This is a genomic window from Halomicrobium sp. HArcht1-1, assembly GCF_058933285.1.
In genome coordinates, this window is the sequence record NZ_JBZYDL010000004.1 from 1 (window position 1) to 17,913 (window position 17,913).

The 17,913-nt window shown below is 67.2% G+C and carries 13 protein-coding genes and 2 pseudogenes; 9 read left to right on the forward strand and 6 right to left on the reverse strand.

Annotation, left to right across the window (positions count from 1 at the left end; translation table 11 throughout):
- Positions 1-994 precede the first annotated feature (994 nt).
- The 3 genes from AC5FRZ_RS16545 to AC5FRZ_RS16555 all read right to left on the reverse strand — a co-directional run bounded on the left by AC5FRZ_RS16545 (position 995) and on the right by AC5FRZ_RS16555 (position 4,712).
- Complete coding sequence (locus tag AC5FRZ_RS16545) at positions 995-1,405, reverse strand: protein kinase domain-containing protein (protein WP_493565149.1); 411 nt, start codon at positions 1,403-1,405, stop codon at positions 995-997.
- Between the two features lie 848 nt (positions 1,406-2,253).
- Complete coding sequence (locus AC5FRZ_RS16550) at positions 2,254-3,090, reverse strand: hypothetical protein (RefSeq protein WP_493565150.1); 837 nt, start codon at positions 3,088-3,090, stop codon at positions 2,254-2,256.
- Positions 3,091-4,259: 1,169 nt separating this feature from the next.
- On the reverse strand, positions 4,260-4,712 hold the full coding sequence (locus AC5FRZ_RS16555; protein WP_493565151.1) for a hypothetical protein: 453 nt from the start codon (positions 4,710-4,712) through the stop codon (positions 4,260-4,262).
- 509 nt (positions 4,713-5,221) lie between these two features.
- On the opposite strand from AC5FRZ_RS16555, the pseudogene AC5FRZ_RS16560 reads away from it, so the two are divergent.
- The 8 genes and pseudogenes from AC5FRZ_RS16560 to AC5FRZ_RS16595 form a co-directional block, all read left to right on the forward strand.
- Positions 5,222-5,668: pseudogene (locus AC5FRZ_RS16560) on the forward strand (outer membrane protein assembly factor BamB family protein); the annotation flags it as partial.
- Between the two features lie 214 nt (positions 5,669-5,882).
- Positions 5,883-6,182 (forward strand): outer membrane protein assembly factor BamB family protein, encoded by a 300-nt coding sequence (locus AC5FRZ_RS16565; RefSeq protein WP_493565152.1) that lies wholly within the window; start codon positions 5,883-5,885, stop codon positions 6,180-6,182.
- Between the two features lie 180 nt (positions 6,183-6,362).
- Entirely contained in the window at positions 6,363-7,205 is an 843-nt protein-coding gene (locus tag AC5FRZ_RS16570; protein ID WP_493565153.1) for an ATP-binding protein, read from the forward strand.
- Between the two features lie 292 nt (positions 7,206-7,497).
- The gene (locus tag AC5FRZ_RS16575) at positions 7,498-8,475 is read left to right on the forward strand and encodes a hypothetical protein (RefSeq protein WP_493565154.1); all 978 of its coding nucleotides are present in this window, start codon (positions 7,498-7,500) and stop codon (positions 8,473-8,475) included.
- A gap of 24 nt (positions 8,476-8,499) precedes the next feature.
- Positions 8,500-9,198, forward strand: a complete 699-nt coding sequence (locus AC5FRZ_RS16580; RefSeq protein ID WP_493565155.1) for a vWA domain-containing protein — start codon at positions 8,500-8,502, stop codon at positions 9,196-9,198.
- A gap of 2 nt (positions 9,199-9,200) precedes the next feature.
- Positions 9,201-10,787, forward strand: coding sequence for a sister chromatid cohesion protein PDS5 (locus AC5FRZ_RS16585; RefSeq protein ID WP_493565156.1), 1,587 nt, complete (start codon positions 9,201-9,203; stop codon positions 10,785-10,787).
- A gap of 368 nt (positions 10,788-11,155) precedes the next feature.
- Positions 11,156-11,683 (forward strand): hypothetical protein, encoded by a 528-nt coding sequence (locus AC5FRZ_RS16590; protein WP_493565157.1) that lies wholly within the window; start codon positions 11,156-11,158, stop codon positions 11,681-11,683.
- Between the two features lie 258 nt (positions 11,684-11,941).
- Positions 11,942-13,666: a hypothetical protein gene (locus AC5FRZ_RS16595; protein ID WP_493565158.1), complete on the forward strand. Its 1,725-nt coding sequence runs from the start codon at positions 11,942-11,944 to the stop codon at positions 13,664-13,666.
- A 34-nt stretch (positions 13,667-13,700) separates the two neighbouring features.
- Here AC5FRZ_RS16595 and AC5FRZ_RS16600 read toward each other — a convergent pair whose 3' ends face one another.
- The 3 genes and pseudogenes from AC5FRZ_RS16600 to AC5FRZ_RS16610 form a co-directional block, all read right to left on the reverse strand.
- Complete coding sequence (locus tag AC5FRZ_RS16600; RefSeq protein ID WP_170095266.1) at positions 13,701-14,945, reverse strand: inorganic phosphate transporter; 1,245 nt, start codon at positions 14,943-14,945, stop codon at positions 13,701-13,703.
- A gap of 166 nt (positions 14,946-15,111) precedes the next feature.
- Positions 15,112-15,516, reverse strand: a complete 405-nt coding sequence (gene fer, locus AC5FRZ_RS16605) for a ferredoxin Fer (protein ID WP_346775278.1) — start codon at positions 15,514-15,516, stop codon at positions 15,112-15,114.
- 759 nt (positions 15,517-16,275) lie between these two features.
- Positions 16,276-17,157 (reverse strand): annotated as a pseudogene (locus AC5FRZ_RS16610) (serine/threonine-protein kinase); the annotation flags it as partial.
- Positions 17,158-17,243: 86 nt separating this feature from the next.
- Here AC5FRZ_RS16610 and AC5FRZ_RS16615 point away from each other — a divergent pair.
- A complete protein-coding gene (locus tag AC5FRZ_RS16615) occupies positions 17,244-17,900 on the forward strand; it encodes a hypothetical protein (RefSeq protein ID WP_170095264.1) in 657 nt (218 codons plus the stop codon).
- The last annotated feature ends 13 nt before the right edge of the window (positions 17,901-17,913 follow it).

A 17,913-nucleotide genomic window follows, 5' to 3' on the forward strand; every position in this document is an offset into this window, starting at 1 on the left:
CCGAAGTCCGAGCGCTGTGGAGTGATACGGATTGTCGTCGCCCTTTTTCCGCCAACAAGGGTAAAGCGGGGAAGGAAGGGAAAGGGAAAAGAGGAGTGACCCCCACACCGTGTGCGAGATGAAATTGGCAAAGAGAAAGAGCCCCCTCCAGTCAGAGTCGGCGATGGATACCGTCGGAACAGCCGAAAATCCGTGGTTGAGATGCAGAGAAGTGTATATAGCGGTAATTGACGATCGATAGATTGTATCTAGATCGTCTAAACTATCTGCCCAAGTTACCTAATAATAACAATTTATTTACTATATTTCTGTCTTCGACTTACAGTACGGCTATGGTTGCATACACTTATTAATAAGTCTTTCTCATATAATAGCTTATCTTCTATTTTGTCTTATTAGACCTTCTCTCTGCTGAAAACGCTAATATCTGGTGTTTTCCGTCTCAACTCGCCCGCTCTCGCTAACACCCCACCCCACTCTCTCACCGATTTCATATCGCACACGGGGTGAGGGGGTCACTCACCCTTACCCACTCATCCACTCACTCGCGCTTCTCCTCATACTGCCGGCTGTCACTTCGTGAGGATCTTCGCCACCCGGGGTGGCGAAATCGATCACAGATGTACAGCCGGTAGTATCACCACAGCACCGACCGAACAACTCGCCCTCTGTATTTTGTTGTCTCTTTCCTCTCGCTACCCTCTCTCGTTCTCCTGTTACGCTCTCTCCCGACGTTCTTTTGTCTTCTTTTCGTGTTGCTCTCTCCCATGTCTTCCTTTCGTGCCGTTACCGTCCATTCCCTTCCACTTCGAGTGGTCCAAATGATCGACGGCTACGGAAACGGTCGACGGCTACAGGTCTTCACACGCTTCCTGTAGAGCGTCCCGAAGGTAGAGAATGTCGTCGTACCGCTGGGTCTTCGATTTGGACAGTGCCGTCAACAGGATCGTCGACGCGCGGTGGGACCGCTGCGATCTCGCTGGGCGGCGTCGGCTCACTCTCCAGGATCTGGTACATCGCCTTCGATGGATTCCCGTCGAACGGTGGCTGTCCAGTGAACAGCTCGTAGAAGACCGCCGAAGCGATAGATGTCCGTGCTGTGATCGCTGGTCCCGTAGTCGTCGTCGAACTGCTCCGGTGCGGCGTACTGCGGCGTGAGTCCCTGGACGCTCTGGGAGTGTTCGAGCAACTGCTTCGAGAGTCCCCAGTCCGCTACTTTCGGCACGTCCCAGGCGTCTTCGACCGTCCGAAAGAGGACGTTCTCGGGCTTGAGATCGAGGTGAGCGACGCCGTGTTTGTGGGCGTGGCGAACGCCTTTCGTGACTACGAGCGCGGTCCAGAGCTTCTGGGCCAGACTCATCTCCCCGGCCCGTTCGCCGAGGTGTCCGCCGTCCATGAACTCCATTCCGATCCACGGGACCGGGCTCGCCCCAGTCGACGACGCCGACGATGTGGTCGTGTCCGTCCAGCCTCTCCCACCGCTCGGCTTCGTCGAGCATCCGCTCGATCGTCTCGCCGTGAATCGTCCCCGACATCCGCGGTCTCTTGATCGCGATCGACGTGTCTACCGTCCCCGGAACCGACGCTTCCACCACGTCGGCGTTGCCTCCCTGTCCGATCGTCCGTTCCTCTTCGATCTCGTCGAGGGCGATCTCCGCTTCTGGCGCACCTGGGATGTCTGCCGGTCGCCGTTTGTCGACGTGTCCGTCGACGTGGCTCGACTCTGCGATGTCGTCTTCGCCGTCTTGTGTCGACTCTGCGATGTCGTCCTCGTCGTCTTGTGACGTGTTTGCAGCCAGAATTGCTGCTACTCGCTCGACCGCCGCCTCTCCGAACTGCTTCGACTCGGAAGAGCGGATCAGGTCTCGCAACGGTTCGGGATCGTGTCTGGCGACCTGGGCGAAGCAGGATCCTGCGTAGTCCTCGACGGTGTCGTTCCCGTCTGCCAGCAGTGGGACGATCGACGGGAGGTAGTCGACGACCTGTGACGGATCTTCTTCGGATACGGTTGCGAACGTGGAGGCGGCGAATTCTCGTGTCGATCGCTTCGGATCGTCGAGTCGCGGTTCGATCGCGTCCAGATAGTCGATCACCTGCCGGGGCTCTTCTTTGGCCACTTCGGTGAACACGTAGGTCGCGAGATTCCGCGTGTTCTCACTCTCGTCGTCGAGCCGTGGTTCGAGCGCGTCCAGATAGTCACTCACTCGCTGGGGGGCGACCTCGACGCCCTCACTGAATGGCGTGGTCGCGAAGTTACGCGTCGGTCGTTTGGGGTCGTCGAGCCGTGGTACGAGTGCGTCTAAGTAGACGATTGTCTGCCGGGGCTCTTCCTTGGAGACCTCTCCGAAGACGTAGGCCGCGAGGTTTCGCGTATTCTCGCTCTCGTCGTCGAGCCGTGGTTCGAGTGCGTCTATATGACCACTCACTCGCTGGGGCAACCTCGACGGCTTCGCCGAATGCGGTGGTCGCGAAGTTCCGCGTATTCCCACTCGCATCGTCGAGGCGGTCCTCGAGCGCGTCGAGATAGTCGAGAACCCGGTTCGGTTTCTCGTCGGCGACTTGCTTGAAGACGTAGGTTGCGAAGTTTCTCGTTCCTTGGCTTTCGTCATCGAGGCGGTCTTCGAGCGCGTCGAGATAGTCGATCGTCAGTCGTGGATCTTCCTTGGAGACTTCCTTGAAGACGTAGGCTGCGAAGTTTCTCGTCTCTTGGCCCTGATCGTCGAGACGGTCTTCGAGGGCGTCGAGATAGTCATACGCGAGGCGTGGCTCCTTTTTGACGACTTGCTTGAAGACGTACGTTGCGAAGTTCCTCGTCTTCTCTTCCCGGTCGTCGAGGCAGTCTTCGAGCGCGTCGAGATAGCCGCTCATGTGCCGCGGCTTCTCCTTGGCGACCTCCTTGAAGACGTAGGCCGCGAGGTGTCTCGTGTTCTCGCTCTCGTCGTCGAGTCGTGGTTCGAGCGCGCCCAGATAACGACTCACTGGTCGGGGGGCGACTTCGACGACTTCGCTGAACGCGGTGGTCGCGAAGTTCCGGGTGGATCGTTTGGCATCGTCGAGTCGTGGTTCGACTGCGCCAAGCGAGTCGATCACCTGCCGGGGTCCTCCTGGGCGACCTCCTTGAAGACGTAGGTCGCGAGATTTCGCGTATTCTCGCTCTCGTCGCCGAGCCGTGGCTCGATCGCGTCCAGATAGTCGTTCACCCGCTGGGGGCGACTTCGACGACCTCGCTGAACGCGAACAGCGTGAAGTTTCGCGTCTTGCCGTTCGAATCGTCGAGACGCGGTTCGAGACTGTCGAGATAGCCGCTCACTCGCCGTGTGTCCGATTTGGCGACCTGCTTGAAGACGTAGGTCGCTGTCTGGCGGTTCTCGGGCTGGTTGCTATCGAGAAACCGACCGGCCGCGTCGAGATCTACCGGGCCGGAGCGGCATCGGCGTCACGCCGCAGACTGTCGATCTCGCGAGTCGAATCCTCGTCGGTGTCCATCACTCCTCTCGGCGTAGGACTTCCAGTTCAAATTATCTTCCCATAGACACGTCTCGAATCGGAGCGAATACGGACACTCATCGGTCACGTTCCGCTCGGTCAGTACGTTGAAGCCACTCCCAGTCCAACGACCTGCAGATGCGTGACTCACGGGAACCGGACCCCTCGACCGTCGAGAGTCCGAGTCGGCGGTCGCTGTCGCCCGACTCGTTCGATCACGAGGCGGTGATCGGCCGAACTCCACGACGGTCGTCCACCGAATCGGGGTCGGATCGGACGATCCGATCGCAGTCAAACACCCGGCGACCCACGGGACCCTGGGCGGGGACGTGTTCGATTCGTTTCGACGGGAGGGCAAGCGATGGGCCCGGCTCGCCGACCACCCTCACATCGTCGGCGTCGTCGACTGGGGCGAGAGCCCGCTGCCGTGGCTCCACCACGACGCCGACGTGCCGTGGGTCGCGATGGAGTACATGGACGGCGGGGACCTCGGAGAGTACGGAGGGGCTCTCCGTCGAGGGCAAGCTCTGGGTCGCCCAGCGACTCGCCGACGCCGTCTGGTACGCACACCACGACGGCGGCGGCCTGATCCACCACGATCTGAAGCCCGAGAACATCCTCTTCCGGGAGACGGACGGCCGGCAGTGGGACGTGCCCAAGATCGCCGACTGGGAGGCTCGCCCGGACGCTCCTGAACCACTCCGACAGCGTCGGCGTCACCACTCCACAGTACGTCGCGCCCGAACAGGCCCACAACGAGTCGACCGACCAGCTCACCGAGCCAGTTCCGGCTGGGAGTCGTCCTGTACGAACTGTTCACGGGGACCCATCCGTTCGTCGACGGTCCCGAGTCGGCACCCGAAGCGGCACTGATCACGGGCGTCCTGCAGAACGATCCCGTCCCGCCCAGCGAGCGTCGACCCGCGCTGCCGTCGGCGCTGGACGACGTTCTCCTGACGATGCTGGCAAAGGACCCCGACGATCGCTACGAGGCGATGCTCCAGGTCCGGAACGACCTGCGTTCGATCGGGCGAGGCGACGACCCGGAGCCGAACCCGACCGCCAAGACCCGTCCTGACTCCCCTTCGGAGACGACGCAGACGGCCGACTGGAACGGCGTCGGCGTCGGCACCGGCGTGGTCCTCGATACTACTGCCCGCGGGGCGGCGGCGATCAGGACCGAACTGGCTGACGACGGGACCTTCTACCTGAGCGATCTGGACCACGATCTCGAACCCACCCAACGGGTCTCGCTCTACTACGAGGGGGACGATCCGGGAGCGAGCGACATTATCGAGGTCCAGCCCGTCGGGAGCGACGCGGACCCGCCCGCCGTGGGCGACAGCGAGACGTTCGGCGAGGGCGTCGTCGTCGACACGACCGGTGACAGCAAGGCGGCCGTCGAGACCGACCTCGCCAACGACGGCGTGTTCTACCTCAGCGGTATCGAGGCGACCCTCCAGACCGGTGACGCGGTCGCACTTCGCTACGAGGGATCCGATCCGACGGCGAGTGATATCTCGCAGGTAGTGCCGGTCGACGAACTCGACCAGGCCGACGCGGCAGAGGCTGGCGAGTCCGACGCCACCCGACGCTCCGACGCCCAGGCTGCGTCCGAATCGTCGTCGGCGACCGCCAGCGACCGATCGATACGCGGCAGCTGGCCGCGATTTGGCTACGATCGAGGACGGACGTTCCACACGCCGGACCAGCAGGGCCCGACGACTCGCCGGACGTGGTCTGGGAGTCGGAGATCGGGAGCGGGCTCGAAGCGTCGCCGGTCGTCGCGAGCGGTGTCGTCTACGCCGGCACCACGAACGGGCTGGTGTTCGCACTCGACGCGCGAACCGGGGAGAAACGGTGGCACTTCGAGACGGAGAACGCCGTCGTCGCCGCGCCAGCGGTGGCTGGAGACACGCTCTACGTGGCCAGCAAGGACGCGCACGTGTACGCGATCGACCGCGAAGACGGCACCGAGCGCTGGGCCTCCGACACCGAGAGCGGGATCTACGCGCCGCCCCTGGTGACGAACGACCGCGTCGTCGTCACGTCTCGCTCTGGCGCTGTCAGAGCGATCCACACCGAGACCGGCAACGAGATGTGGACCGTGGAGACGACGCCGGGCATCCGCGTGCCGGTGACCCAGTACGGCCGGCGGCGCTTGCTGGTGGGCGACGACAACGGCGTCGTCCACGTCCTCACCAAAGGGGGCTCCGAGCAAGCCACCGTCGACCTGAGCGGACGAGGACGCATCCGAACGCCGATCGTCGCACCACAACTCCGGGACGGTCCTGATCGGCGACACGCTGGTCGATCTCCGGCGGGAGACGGTCTCGGACACGCTCGCCCGTGGGGTCCGGTCGCTGCCAGCCGTCGTCGAGGGGACGGCCTACTACGTGACGGACGCCGAGGTCAGAGGCATCGAGATCTACAGCCGCGAACAGGTCGTTTCCTACGGGTTCGACGGATCGACGAGCCGCCTCGGAACCGACACGACCCCGGCGATCGCGGACGGGACCGTGTACACGGGCCTCGGTGACGGTACGGTCGTCGCGTTCGACGGCGCGACTTGTGGCCGAGAACGGTGGCGACAGTCCGTCGACGCGCCGGTCGCCTGTTCGCCCGTCCTCGTCGACGGGCACCTCTTCGCCGCGACGCGTGAGGGGACTCTCTACGCACTCGCCGAACAGTCTTGACTTCGCGTCGGGACCGCACGGTCCCTCCCGGATAGTGTCACGATCACACCCCCGGAACCAAAGCATTTAGTAGTCGAACCGGAACGTGGCACCCAACGTGGTCTTTTCAGCAACGCCGTCCGTCCCGTCGCACGCTCGCAACACGACCGCCGCGTCCGAGAGGGGAGTCGCTCGGCGTCTATGAGCCCGGAGACGACGGCCGGGTCGGACGCCGACGGTCGTACCGTCGGCTCCCGGACGGACGAGACCTTCAGCGAACTCTCGGTGCTCGAAGACGTCGGCCACGAGAAGGTGCCGGGCGTTGGGCGAGACGACTACCACCACCGCCAGATCGAGGGCGATCGGACCGACGTCGAGATCGTCACGCGGGCGCTGGAACTGGGGATGAACGTCGTCCTCAAGGGCCCGCCCGGCGTCGGCAAGAGCTTTCTCACGCGGTACGTCTGTGCGATGACCAACCGCCCGCTGTACCGCGTGACGCTGTCGGAGACGACGTACCGAGAGGACCTGCTTGGCCACCTCCACCTCGTGAGCGGCGACGGCGGCGAGACGGTCACGGAGTGGATCGACGGGCCACTCACTCGCGCGGTCAGGGAGGGCGCGGTCCTCTTGCTCGACGAGATCAACGCCGCCGACGCCAACACCGTCGCCGCTCTCAACGCCGTGATGGAACAGCGCGCGACCCGGTCGCTGACGATCCCACAGACCGGCGAGCAGATCGTCCCACACGAGGAGTTTCGCGTCGTCGCGACCTCGAACCCCGGCTATCAGGGGACCTACGAGCTGAACGACGCCTTCGAGGACCGGTTTCGCCACGTCAAACTCTCGTATCTCCCGGAATCGGTCGAGGTCGAACTCGTCTTCGACCGGACGGACCTCGACAGGGGGAAAGCCCCACAGATCCGGGACCTGGTGTCGTTCGCGAGCCGACTCCGGGAGGCGTACGTCGACGGCGAGCTGTCGACGCCGGTCACGACCGGGAACTCGTTCCGGATCGCCGGTTCGTCGAAGACGACTTCATGACCGTCGGGGAGGCGGCCAGGAGCGAACTCGTCGCGCGCGTCGACGAGTACGACGAGTCGCTGGTCCGGACGCTCATCGACAAACGACTGTAGATGCGACTGACAGCACAGACCGAGGCGGCGGATCTGGCCGCGCTCTCGACGCCCGAGCGAGCGTCCAGCGAGCGCCGCCGAGAAAGCTCGAACGGCTCGCGTCGCTGTGTACGGACAGGGAGACGACGATCTCGATCGCCTTCGACGAGGAGCGAGCGTTCGCTCGGCCGGCCGAGGGCAGTCCGGACGCCTACGAGATCGTGCTGCCGACGGAGAAATACGAGCAGCCCGGCACGGCGCTGCCGCCGGGGCTGTGGGATCGCTCGATCCAGGTCGCCTTCCTCTTTCACGAACTGGGCCACGTCTACTACTCCGATTTCGACCGGTTCGGCGACTGTTTAGAGCGTGTCGACGGGCGCTGGCGCGACCTGTTTCGGATGGTGTACAACACCGCCGAGGACGGCGTCGTCGAGACCCAGATCGCCAACGAGTTCACCGTCAGCGACGACTTTCTCGTCCTCAACGACGTGCTCGTCTCGCGGGCCGACGAGCGACACCGTGCGTACGTCGAGCTGTTCGACCTCGCGACCGCCGACGGCGAGCCGGTCCAGTCCTACACCGTCTTCGAAGCCCTGGCTGTGGGACTGCTGGACCGTGGCTTCGTCGATAGCGGTCGCTTCGCCGCCATCGTCGACCCGGACGACGACCGGCGTGTCGTCTACGACGGCCAGCGGGAGGCGGTCCGCGAGCTCGTCCCGGCGATGGACGAGTTCGTCGCGGACGTGCTTTCCGAGCCCGACGGCACCCGACGGGTCGAGCGGACCTCCGAGTTCTTCGAGACCGCCAGAGACACCCTCGCGGGGCTCCCGCCGCGACAGAACGGCCGGCTTCAGACCGCGCCGGTCCGGCCCAGCGACGCGCGGGCCCGCGCCGGGTGGACCGCCGACGCGGCCGACCAGCTGCCAGACGACGGTGCAGCCAGCGCCCACGTCGCCGGAGACAGCTCTGCCGACGGGCGTGCTGCCTCTGGGGCCAACGATGCGGGACGCGTCGCTGATCGAGACGGGGACCGTCGGCCGCCGGGCCGCGTCGAGGCCGACACAGTCAGACGGATCCGACGACAGCGCGTGCGCGCCCAGTCGAACCGGGCGGGCTCGGGCCGGTCGCCCCCCTCGAACGCGAGGCTCGCGAACTGCTCGCCGTCGTCGACGACGAGTCGACGGCCCTCGAAGAAGTGATCGTCGTCGACCCCGCCGAGGACGGTGGCGACCGCGACCGCTGGGACGACGCTGTCGGGCGTTCGAAGCAACTCCAGCGAGACCTCTCGACGCAGCTGCGTCGAGAGCGCCATCAAGAACGCGCCCGGCCATCGCACCGGTCGACTCGACGGGCGGCGACTCGTCGACGCGAGCCACGGGACCCAGCGGGTCTTCACTCGCCGTGAGTCCGGGACTGCCAAAGACTACTCCTGTCTGGTCGTGCTGGACCGGTCGGGATCGATGGACGGCGAACCGATCCGGACGGCCGAGACCGCGACGGCCCAGCTCGTCCACGCGCTGTTCGCAGTCGGGGTCGACGTGTCCGTGCTGTCGATCTGGGAGGGGTACCCGTGCCTGGAACTCCCTTCGGGGTCGCCCGTCCGAGCACGTCGACCGCCTGATGACCGAACGCGCAGACTGGGGACGCCGCTCTCGACAGCCGTCGCCGTCGCCCGTGAGCGCCTCGACGACGGGCTGGGGTCTCACCCGTTCGTCGTCGTCGTGACCGACGGCGAGCCCGACCACCCCGACCGCTACCGGTCCCAACTGGCGGCCTGTACCGTCCCGGTGTTCGGCGTCTACATCGGGTCGGAACCGGGAACCCACACGGAGTACTTCGACCGCATCGTCCACGCGGAGACGGACACCCTCGCACGAACGATCCAGCGCCTCGTCAGGGCGCTGTTCTCGACGGAGGCCTGACCGTGTTCGACCGGACGCCGCGGGCGCTCCGCGTCGGGTTCGAGACCGGGCGCGTCTCTGGCGAGACCGTGATCGACCGCGCACTCCCGGCGCTGGACGCGGCGACGATCGGGCGGCGACGCGCCACACTCGCGGCACTCACGGCGGCCGCCGACTCGCAGCCCGAGCGGGCGACCGAGATCTTCGACGCGGTCGAGTCCTCGATCGGGCCGGGAGCGATCCCGACGCGGGCCGAACTGGCGGCGCTTGGCGACCTCGGCTGTGACCGACCGCGCGCGTTCACGCCGCTGGTCGAGACGTTCCGGCGACCGCTCGCACACCCCGACGACTCCGCTATCGACCACGCCGCGCTCGCGGCGCTGCTGGGCGACATCGGGACGGCGGCTCCCGGCGTGGTGAAGCCACTGCTGGGGCCGCTGGCCGAGCTGACCGCCAACGACTACTCGGAACACCGGGTCGAGGCCGCCTGGGCGGTCGTGCGGATCGCGGCGAGCGAACCGGCCATGCTCCGCCCGCTCGTCGCCGGCCTCGTCTGGGATCTGGACAGCGAGGACCCGGCCACCGTCTGTGAGGCCCTCGCGACGCTCGGCCGGATCGGGCAGTTCCTGCCCGACCACCTCGCGGGACTGGACACGGTCGCGTCGCTGCTCGATCACCCGTCTCCCGAGGTTCGGGCCGCCGCCGTCGAGACGCTCGGCGACACCGCGGGCCGCGGGGCGAAGTTCGACACCGGCGTCGCAGCGCCGGCCCGCGTCGAGCCGTTGCTGGACCGCGTCGCCGCCCGTGGGACCGACTCGGACCCGGCGGTCCGAGCGGCGGCCGTCGAGACGCTGGGGCAGGTGGCGCGACACGAGCCTCGCTTCGCGGAGACGTACTCGGCACTGTTCCTGACCGCGACGGCGGACGACGACCGGCGGGTCCGGATCGCGGCCCTCGACGCGATCGCGGACACGTTCGAGCCGTCGGCGTTCGACCGCGACCGGTTCCTGCGCTACGCCGTGGGGCGATTGACTGACGGGGACGACGACGTCGCCGGGGCCGCCGTCGACGCGCTCCTGGCGGCCGCCCGCGCACTGCGTTCGGACCACCCGGAGACGGCGCGGTATCTCGTCGACGTGCTCGTGTGGTTCCAGCTCTCGCCCCACGGCGGGCTGGGCGTTCCCGACCCGATCGAGGAACTGGGATCCGCACTCGTCGGCGTCGTCGACCGCGACCGGTACCTCCAGGTCGCACGCACTCTGCGGGACGCCGAGGACAGCGGGCTCCGACACGCCGGCCTCTCGATCTGCGAGACGATCGTCTGTCGCGCCGACGGCCATCGACTCCCCGGCCGTCGGCATCCTGCAGTCGATGCTCGCCGACGAGGACGAGCACGTCCGGCGGCGCGTGCTGTCGGTGTTCGAGCGACTCGCCGAGGACACCCCGGCTCTGTCTCCGGTCCTCGGCCAAATTGCCTGGCCCGTCGCCGCCTACGATCCCGCGGTGCGGCCGCGGGCCGTGGCGGTGCTCGTCGCGACCGGGCAGACGGACGCTCGGGATCGTCTGGGACCGGTCGCCGTGCAGTGTCGCGTCCTCCGCGAGCGTCGTGACGCCGAGGACGACGGCGACGGCCTCGACATCGTCGACTCGGAGCCCGAGTCCAGCCCGCTCCAGCGACTGGCCGAGGCCACGCCACGGGCCGTCACCGACGCCGCCCCCACGCTAGTCGAGTTCCTCTCCGAGGAGGGTGACGTGAGCGTCGCGACCGCGCTCGCGACCGCCGTCGCCGAGGGCGGGCGACTCGCCCCGGAGACGGTTCGCCGTATCGAGGCTGTCGTTCGATCGGCGTCGGTCTCCCGCCGCTGCTCGCGTGGCTCTCGACGGCGCTCTTTCTCGGCGGCGACGAAGCGGTGCAGCGACGGGCGCGCGACCGCCTGCACTCGCTGGCCGAGCGTCGCGAGGAGACGCCGCTGCTCGCGTGTCTCTCCTGCTGGTCGATCACGACCCGGTCGTCGTCGCCGAGATCCTCTGCTCGTATCCGCCCGCAGAGTCCCTCTCGACTCCGCGGGCCGAACGGCTGGCGGCTCTCGTCACGGCTCACCCGCGGCTCTCGCTTCGGTGTCGAACCGGGTGGTCGCCGTTCCCCGACGGCGCTCGCTCTCGTGAACGGGCCAGCCGGACGGCGTGGCCGGCGGCGCTGGCCGAGCACGCTCCCCAGACCGTCCCGGCCCGGGACTGGCTCGCCGACCGCTTCTGGACCGACGACGGCGAGCTGACGGCGTCGCTGCTGGACACGATGGGTCGCGCCGACACACTCCTGGCACCGACGCCTGGCGTCGCCATCCCCACCCGCGGTCAGGGACGCCGCTCGTGGGCTGCTGGACGGCGAGGCGGCCGCCGCACGACCGGACCCAATCGATCCGGGCGCGGCGACGACGGACACGGTCGCCGAGGTCGCGTCCCGTCTCGCCTCGACAGATCCCACCCGCTGTCGGCGCGCGTGTGAGCGGCTGGTCTCGATCGCCGCACGCGACCCGTCGCTGCGCCCGGCCGTCCGACAGCACCTCCTCGCGAGCACCGTCGCCCTCTCCGAGACGGCCGCGCCGACCGCCGTTCTGGGCGCGCTGTCGACGCTCGCGCCCCGTCCAGACCAGCCGGGCGGGCGAGCCGCTCGTCGGTACCGCCGGCCGAGCGCGTCGCCCCGCTGCTCTGTCAGTACGCCGCCGCGCCGTCGCCGGGCGTCCGAGACGTTGCGCTGTCCGCGTTGCGTGTCCGCGACGGGGACGAGCCGGCAGCGCTCGCGGCCGTGGTGATCGAGCGACTGCGAGATCCGTCCGGTGCCGTTCGCGCCCAGGCCGCCCACACGGCCGCCGCGCTGGTCGGGGACGCTCTCGCCGTCACGCCGTCGCTCGTCGACGCCCTCGTCGACGCGGTCGACGGACCGCGGTACGTCGCGGTCGCGGCCTGTCACGCGCTGGGCCGCTGTGGCGCGACCGAGCCGTCGGTCACCGATCGCGTGGTCGCGGAACTGACGACCCACCTGCGGGCACGCGAACGCGGCGTCAGGCGCTCCGCGGCCGGCGGACTCGCCCGCATCGGACACGCCGATCCCGAGGCTCTCGCTCCCGTCGCCGACACGCTGTGTGATCGCATCGGGGCCGATCGCGTGACCTGGCCCGCACTCTTCCCCGTGGTGTCGATGCTCCGGACCCACGACGCGGTGACGCTCGACTCCCTCGCGCGCGCTCGCGAAGACGAACCGGACGGGTCGCGGTGCTTGCCACTCACCGCGCTCGTCGCCGAGACGCCGCCGTGTGTCACCCGGGCGGCCGGTCGCCTGCTCGTCGCCGCCGCCGAGGACACGCCCGGCACCGTCCACGGACAGCTAAACGCCGTCGGCGAGCGCCTCCACGAGGAGTACGACGACGAGATCGTCACCAACTTCCAGGATATCACGACCAGCCCGCTGTCGACGTACTGGCTCTTTCGCGTCGTCGCCACCTGTGCGCGGGCCAACCACACGGTGACAGCGCCGTTCGGGTGGGCGCTGGCCGAGACCGTCGACTTTCTCACCTCGCCCGCGGCGGCGTCACCGCACTACGATCTCCCGCGGGACAGCCTCACCACGGACGGACTGGCGACGGTGACCGCGCGAGCGGCGGGGCTCGGCGGCGACTCGTCCTTCGAGACGATCCTCGAATCGTGGCCGGACGAGCCGACGAAACCGGCCCTCGACCCGACGGTGATCGCCACGTTTCTCGTCCTCGCCGACGAGCCTACCCGGACGCGTTCGTTCGAGCACGTCGCGACGACTCTCTCGCCCGCCGACCGCGACGACGTTCTGGCGGCACTGCTCTCCCAGTCGGTGAACCTCCACCGCTACGAGACCGTCTTCGCGTCGCTCACCCGGCTCCTCCCGCTGAGCGACGACGAGCGACTGCACCGCCGCGGCGTCGCGACGCTGCTCGACGCCTGCGAGGCCCACAACTGGGAGGTGCGGGTCAACGCGATCGAGGCGCTCGCGACGCTGGGAACCACCGCGGTGCTCCCGGCCGACGAGGCGATCGGTCACCTGCTGGGACAGCCCGGGCGGGAACCGAAAACGCAGGCGGCGATCGCCGACGCAGTCCTCGACCTGCTGGGCCACGCCGAACGCACGCCCGAGACGGTAGCCACCGCGATGGCCGTCCGGTACGAACGCGGCGGCCCAGCGCGTCGTCGACTCGCCGTCTGGCTGCTCGGGCGACTGGCGACGCGGCACGCGACGGTCCGCTCGCGAGCGGTGGCGACCCTGCTCGCGGCGCTGTCGGACTCGGACCGCTGGGCGAGAGAACGGGCCGGCGAGGACCTCGCCGCGCTCGCGGCGATCGATCCAGAGCCACTCACTGCCCACCGCGAGCGACTCGAGCGTCGGGCAGCGCGGGCCGACGGCGAGGTGGCCGACGACCTCCGGACGTGTCTCTCCGAGGCTCGGACGACCGGGGAGTAATCTCCCGTCCTGGAATCTCACCGCTGCGTACCGGTCACAGCAGGAACGCGAAGACCGGATACGAGGCGGCGATCGCCAGCGACGGCGTCAACAGCCACATCGTCACGATCCGCTTCGCCGCCCCCGGATCGAAGAGGCTCCGCTCGTCGAGATCCGCCGGCCCCTCCGCGCCCACGTCCGGCACGTCCGGCATGTCTGTGGGCTTCTCCCCGGGCTTTTCCTCGCGGGCGATATCTCCGATGGTCGGACCGGCGGGTGCCTCCTCGACGCGTGAGGTGACCAGCGCGCCCGTCGCGACATCCAGATCCGGACGCTCGGGGGTCGGCGTCGCCAACTCCGTCAGCGTCGCGGCTCGACTCGCCCGGCCCCAGCCCAGTCCGATGATCGTCGAGGTCGTGCTGACCGCGAGACTCGCGGGAATCCCGAAGTAAGACAGCACCGTGATCACCGAGGCACCGACCACGGAGACGATCAGCGACGCGAGAATCGGCAGCTCCGTGATGTCGTCGCCGACCGTCTCCAGGGTCCGCCGAGCGATGGTGAAACTGCCCAGCCCGAAGGCCGCCACCGCGAGCAAGACGCCCTGGTTGACGGTGAGCGAGCCACCTTCCCCGACCAGCGGGGCCACGGCGTTGGCCGCGTTCGACGCCCCCGCCGAGAACGCCATGTAGCAGGCGATCACGATCACCAGCAGCGAGCCGACGATGTCCTGTAGCGACGCGTTCACGTTCAGATACGGACGCGGGATCGTCCCCGATCGGTCGAGCTGGACGAAGTGGAGGTCGAACTTCGTGAACGCGATGTAGCGGTCGAGATACGGGTAGACGTACCGTCCGACGACGACGCCGATGACGAAGCACAAAAGCGGCGCGACGATCCATGCCGAGACGATCACGAACATGAGCGCCTGGTTGAGGGTGCCAGAGGCCAGCCCCAGCCCGACGATCGCGCCGACGGCCGTCATCGAGGTCGAGGCCGGGACGCCGTAGAGATTCGAGATCAACAGCGACGCGCCCGTGAAGAACAGCACTGCGACGCTCGCGACGGGCGTGAACTGGGCTGCCGGGACGATACTGCTGCTCATCGTCGCGATGACGTTTCGCCCGACCGTCCAGGCACCCAGGAAGCCAAACGCGACGAACAGGGCTCCCGCTGTCGTCTTCCGGACGAGGCGTGAGCCGACCGCCGGGCCGAACGCCACCCCGGTCGACGAGCCGCCGATGTTGAACCCCACGAACACGGCGACGCCGATACCGACGACGGTCAGGATTCCGAGCATCGTGTTCCTCCCGATACTGGCGTCTGTCCACCTGTAAAGCGATTCGATATCACGAGAGTCGTCCCGCTCGAAACGAGTATAGCCAACGGTATGGATCACCGTCGCCCGGAACGCATATAACTCCTGCCGACCGCTCCGAGTCGATGCCGCCCGAGCGTCGCCGCTCTCAGATCACTCTGTTCTGGAGCCGGTCTCTGTGCTTGACGTTGTACAGGAGCTTGACGTGGTCCGACGCGGGCGTCCCGATGCAGGTCAGGACCATGTCCTCCTGTTCGACCTCCTCGTCGGCGAGGATCTGCTGCATCTCCATGTCGATCTCGCCTTCGACGACGACGGCCGCGCAGTTCGTACACGCCCCGGCACGACAGGAGAAGGGCCAATCGAGCCCCGCCGCCTCGGCGGCTTCGAGGACGTACTCGTCACGCTCGACCTCGATCGTCCCGTAGTCCTCCGGCGGGAGGTCGCTCGCGGCCGCCCGCGTGAACGCCCGTTCACTCTGTGGGTCCCACCCCCGATCTGCGACGACTTCGTCGTTCAGGTACTCGACGGTCGCCGTCCGCGAGGACGACACCGTCGAACCCCGGTCGCTCGATCGCTCCACCGAACTCCGCGAGCCCGTGCGGTGGTAGCCGCCGTTAGGGTCCGAACGATACGCCACACGGCCGTCGTCTTTCAGATCGTCGAGCGCGTCGAGGACGGCCCCGCGGCTCGCGTCGAGATCCCGGCTCAAGCTCGACGCTCGAAACTGGCGTGGTTCCACGCCGCGATCGCTCCTGATTGCCTCGTAGACGGCTTCGACACCGACGCTCGACGCTCTGTGCTGAGACCCGCCGGTCTCACGACCGTCGCTCTCGCCACTCTGGTCCGTCCTCGACACGTCGACTTCGATCGTCTTCGCGCGCTCGACCCCGCGCCGCGTCGGCCGGTAGCCGGAGGGGCCGTCGGAGGTGTACTCGACCAGGTTCGCCTGCTTGAGTTCGTCGAGCCGATCCAGCACCGACTGTCGTCCGCCCTCGACGTGCTCTGCTACCGTCTCGCTGGACACCGTCCGCTCCCCGCTGTCGGTGAGTTCGTCGACGATTGCGAGCACCGTCGTCGTGTACCGCTGTGCCGTCGTGTCTGATTCCTCGTGGTGGTCACGATCCGATTCGCTCGTCTGTTCGTCCCGGTCGTTCTCGGAGTCGCCGGACTGATCTGCCCGTCTCCTTTCCCTATCGGGGGCTCTACCAGAGTCCTCGACCCGTTCTGCGATGATCGTCGGCAGCCGCCCACCGCTCCGGACGGCGTGTAGCGCCCGCTCGAACAACTGGACGCTCTCGTATCGCGACCGCTTCTCGGTCTCCAGCGCCGTCAGCACGACCGCGTCGATGGCCTCGGTCACGTCGTCACGGTACTCGCTGGGCGGCGTCGGCGGATCTCCGTAGACGATGTCGTGCATGATCCCGGTCTGACTCCCGGTGTAAGGCGGTTCGCCGGTGAGCAGCGCGTAGACGATCGCACCGGCCTGATACACGTCCGTCAGCGTGTCGGGATCGCCGAACTCGTCGGACTCGAACTGTTCGGGCGCGGCGTAGGCCACCGACAGTCCGTCCATCGTTCCGGTCTGCTCTGAGAGGACCCGAGACAGCCCCCAGTCGCCGATCTTGGGGAGGTCCCACGTCCCGGCGGCCGTCTCGCGAAAGAGGACGTTCGCCGGTTTGAGATCGAGGTGGACGATCCCGTAGGCGTGGGCGACGGCCAGGCCCCGGCAGAGACATTCGCCGATCCAGAGCGCGTGGGGCAGTCCCAGTCCGCCGTCGCTCGCGTCGAGGCGATCGGCGAGCGTGCCACCGCCCATGTACTCGATGGCGATCCACGGCAGCCGGTCGCCGGTGTCGACGACGCCGACGATGTGTTCCGACTCCGTCCAGCGCTGCTTGTTCCGTTCCCGACCGTCGACCGTCTCCCAGCGCTGGGCTTCGCTGAGAAACCGTTCGATCGCGTCGCCGGTGAGCGTCCCGGCTCGGGGTGGCTCCTTGAGTGCGATTTTGTCCGGTGGCTCCTCGTCGGTGACTCGTCCCTCGTACACGACGGCCTGTCCCCCTCGCCCGATCGGCTCGTCGCTGGTCTCGATGTGCTCGTATCGCAACGACCGACGCGGCGGACTGGTGACCGCTTCGACATCGGGTGGCTTCCGATCGCTCATCGTCTCTGCTGTCTGGCTGGCTCTCATTAATCTTTTTCTGGTGTCTTCGGGGCTGATTCGTCGGTCAGCGATCGACTCGTAAGATTGAATTGACCGGTTGCTAACTACCTGGTATGCGTGCAACGATCCGTGCGGCCGATCCCGAGTCGACGGCGTCTCTCTCCGTCACCGACGAGTCGGCTGTACGCGTCTACCGCGTTCCCGAGCGCGGGGAAGCGGTCGTCGCCGACAAGGACGGGTCCGTCACCTCGCTGGGCGTCCACGACATCTCCGTGTCCCGCGAGTTCGACGACGACGGCGAGCCCGGATACATCGAGTTCTACAAGGAAGACAGCCAGCTGTACGTCCGGGACGCGGGGTCGAGCAGCGAGACGGTACAGCAAAACGCCTTCGGCGAGATCGACCTCTCCGACGGCGACCCCTCGCTGATCACCGGCGACTGCACGGTACAGATCGGCTACAGTACGGCACTCGAAGTCGAGGTCGAGCAGGCCCGTGGTGACGATCGTCCGATCCCGTACAAGGCCGACCTCGTGCTCAAGATCTGCGACGTTCGGTCGACCAACGAGGTCAAGAGCGAACTGCGCGAACTGAAAGCGATGATGCACGAGGCCTCGATCTCCGACGAGCGGTACCGCAACATCCTCGCCGACGTGGAGACGGCCTTCGAAAACGTCGAGAACACGAGAAGCGACGAGCTACCGACCGAGGCCGTCCAGAAAGTCTCCAGTGCAACCAAACGGGCTCGCAACTACTTCCTCAGCTCGTAACGCCCATCTCGGT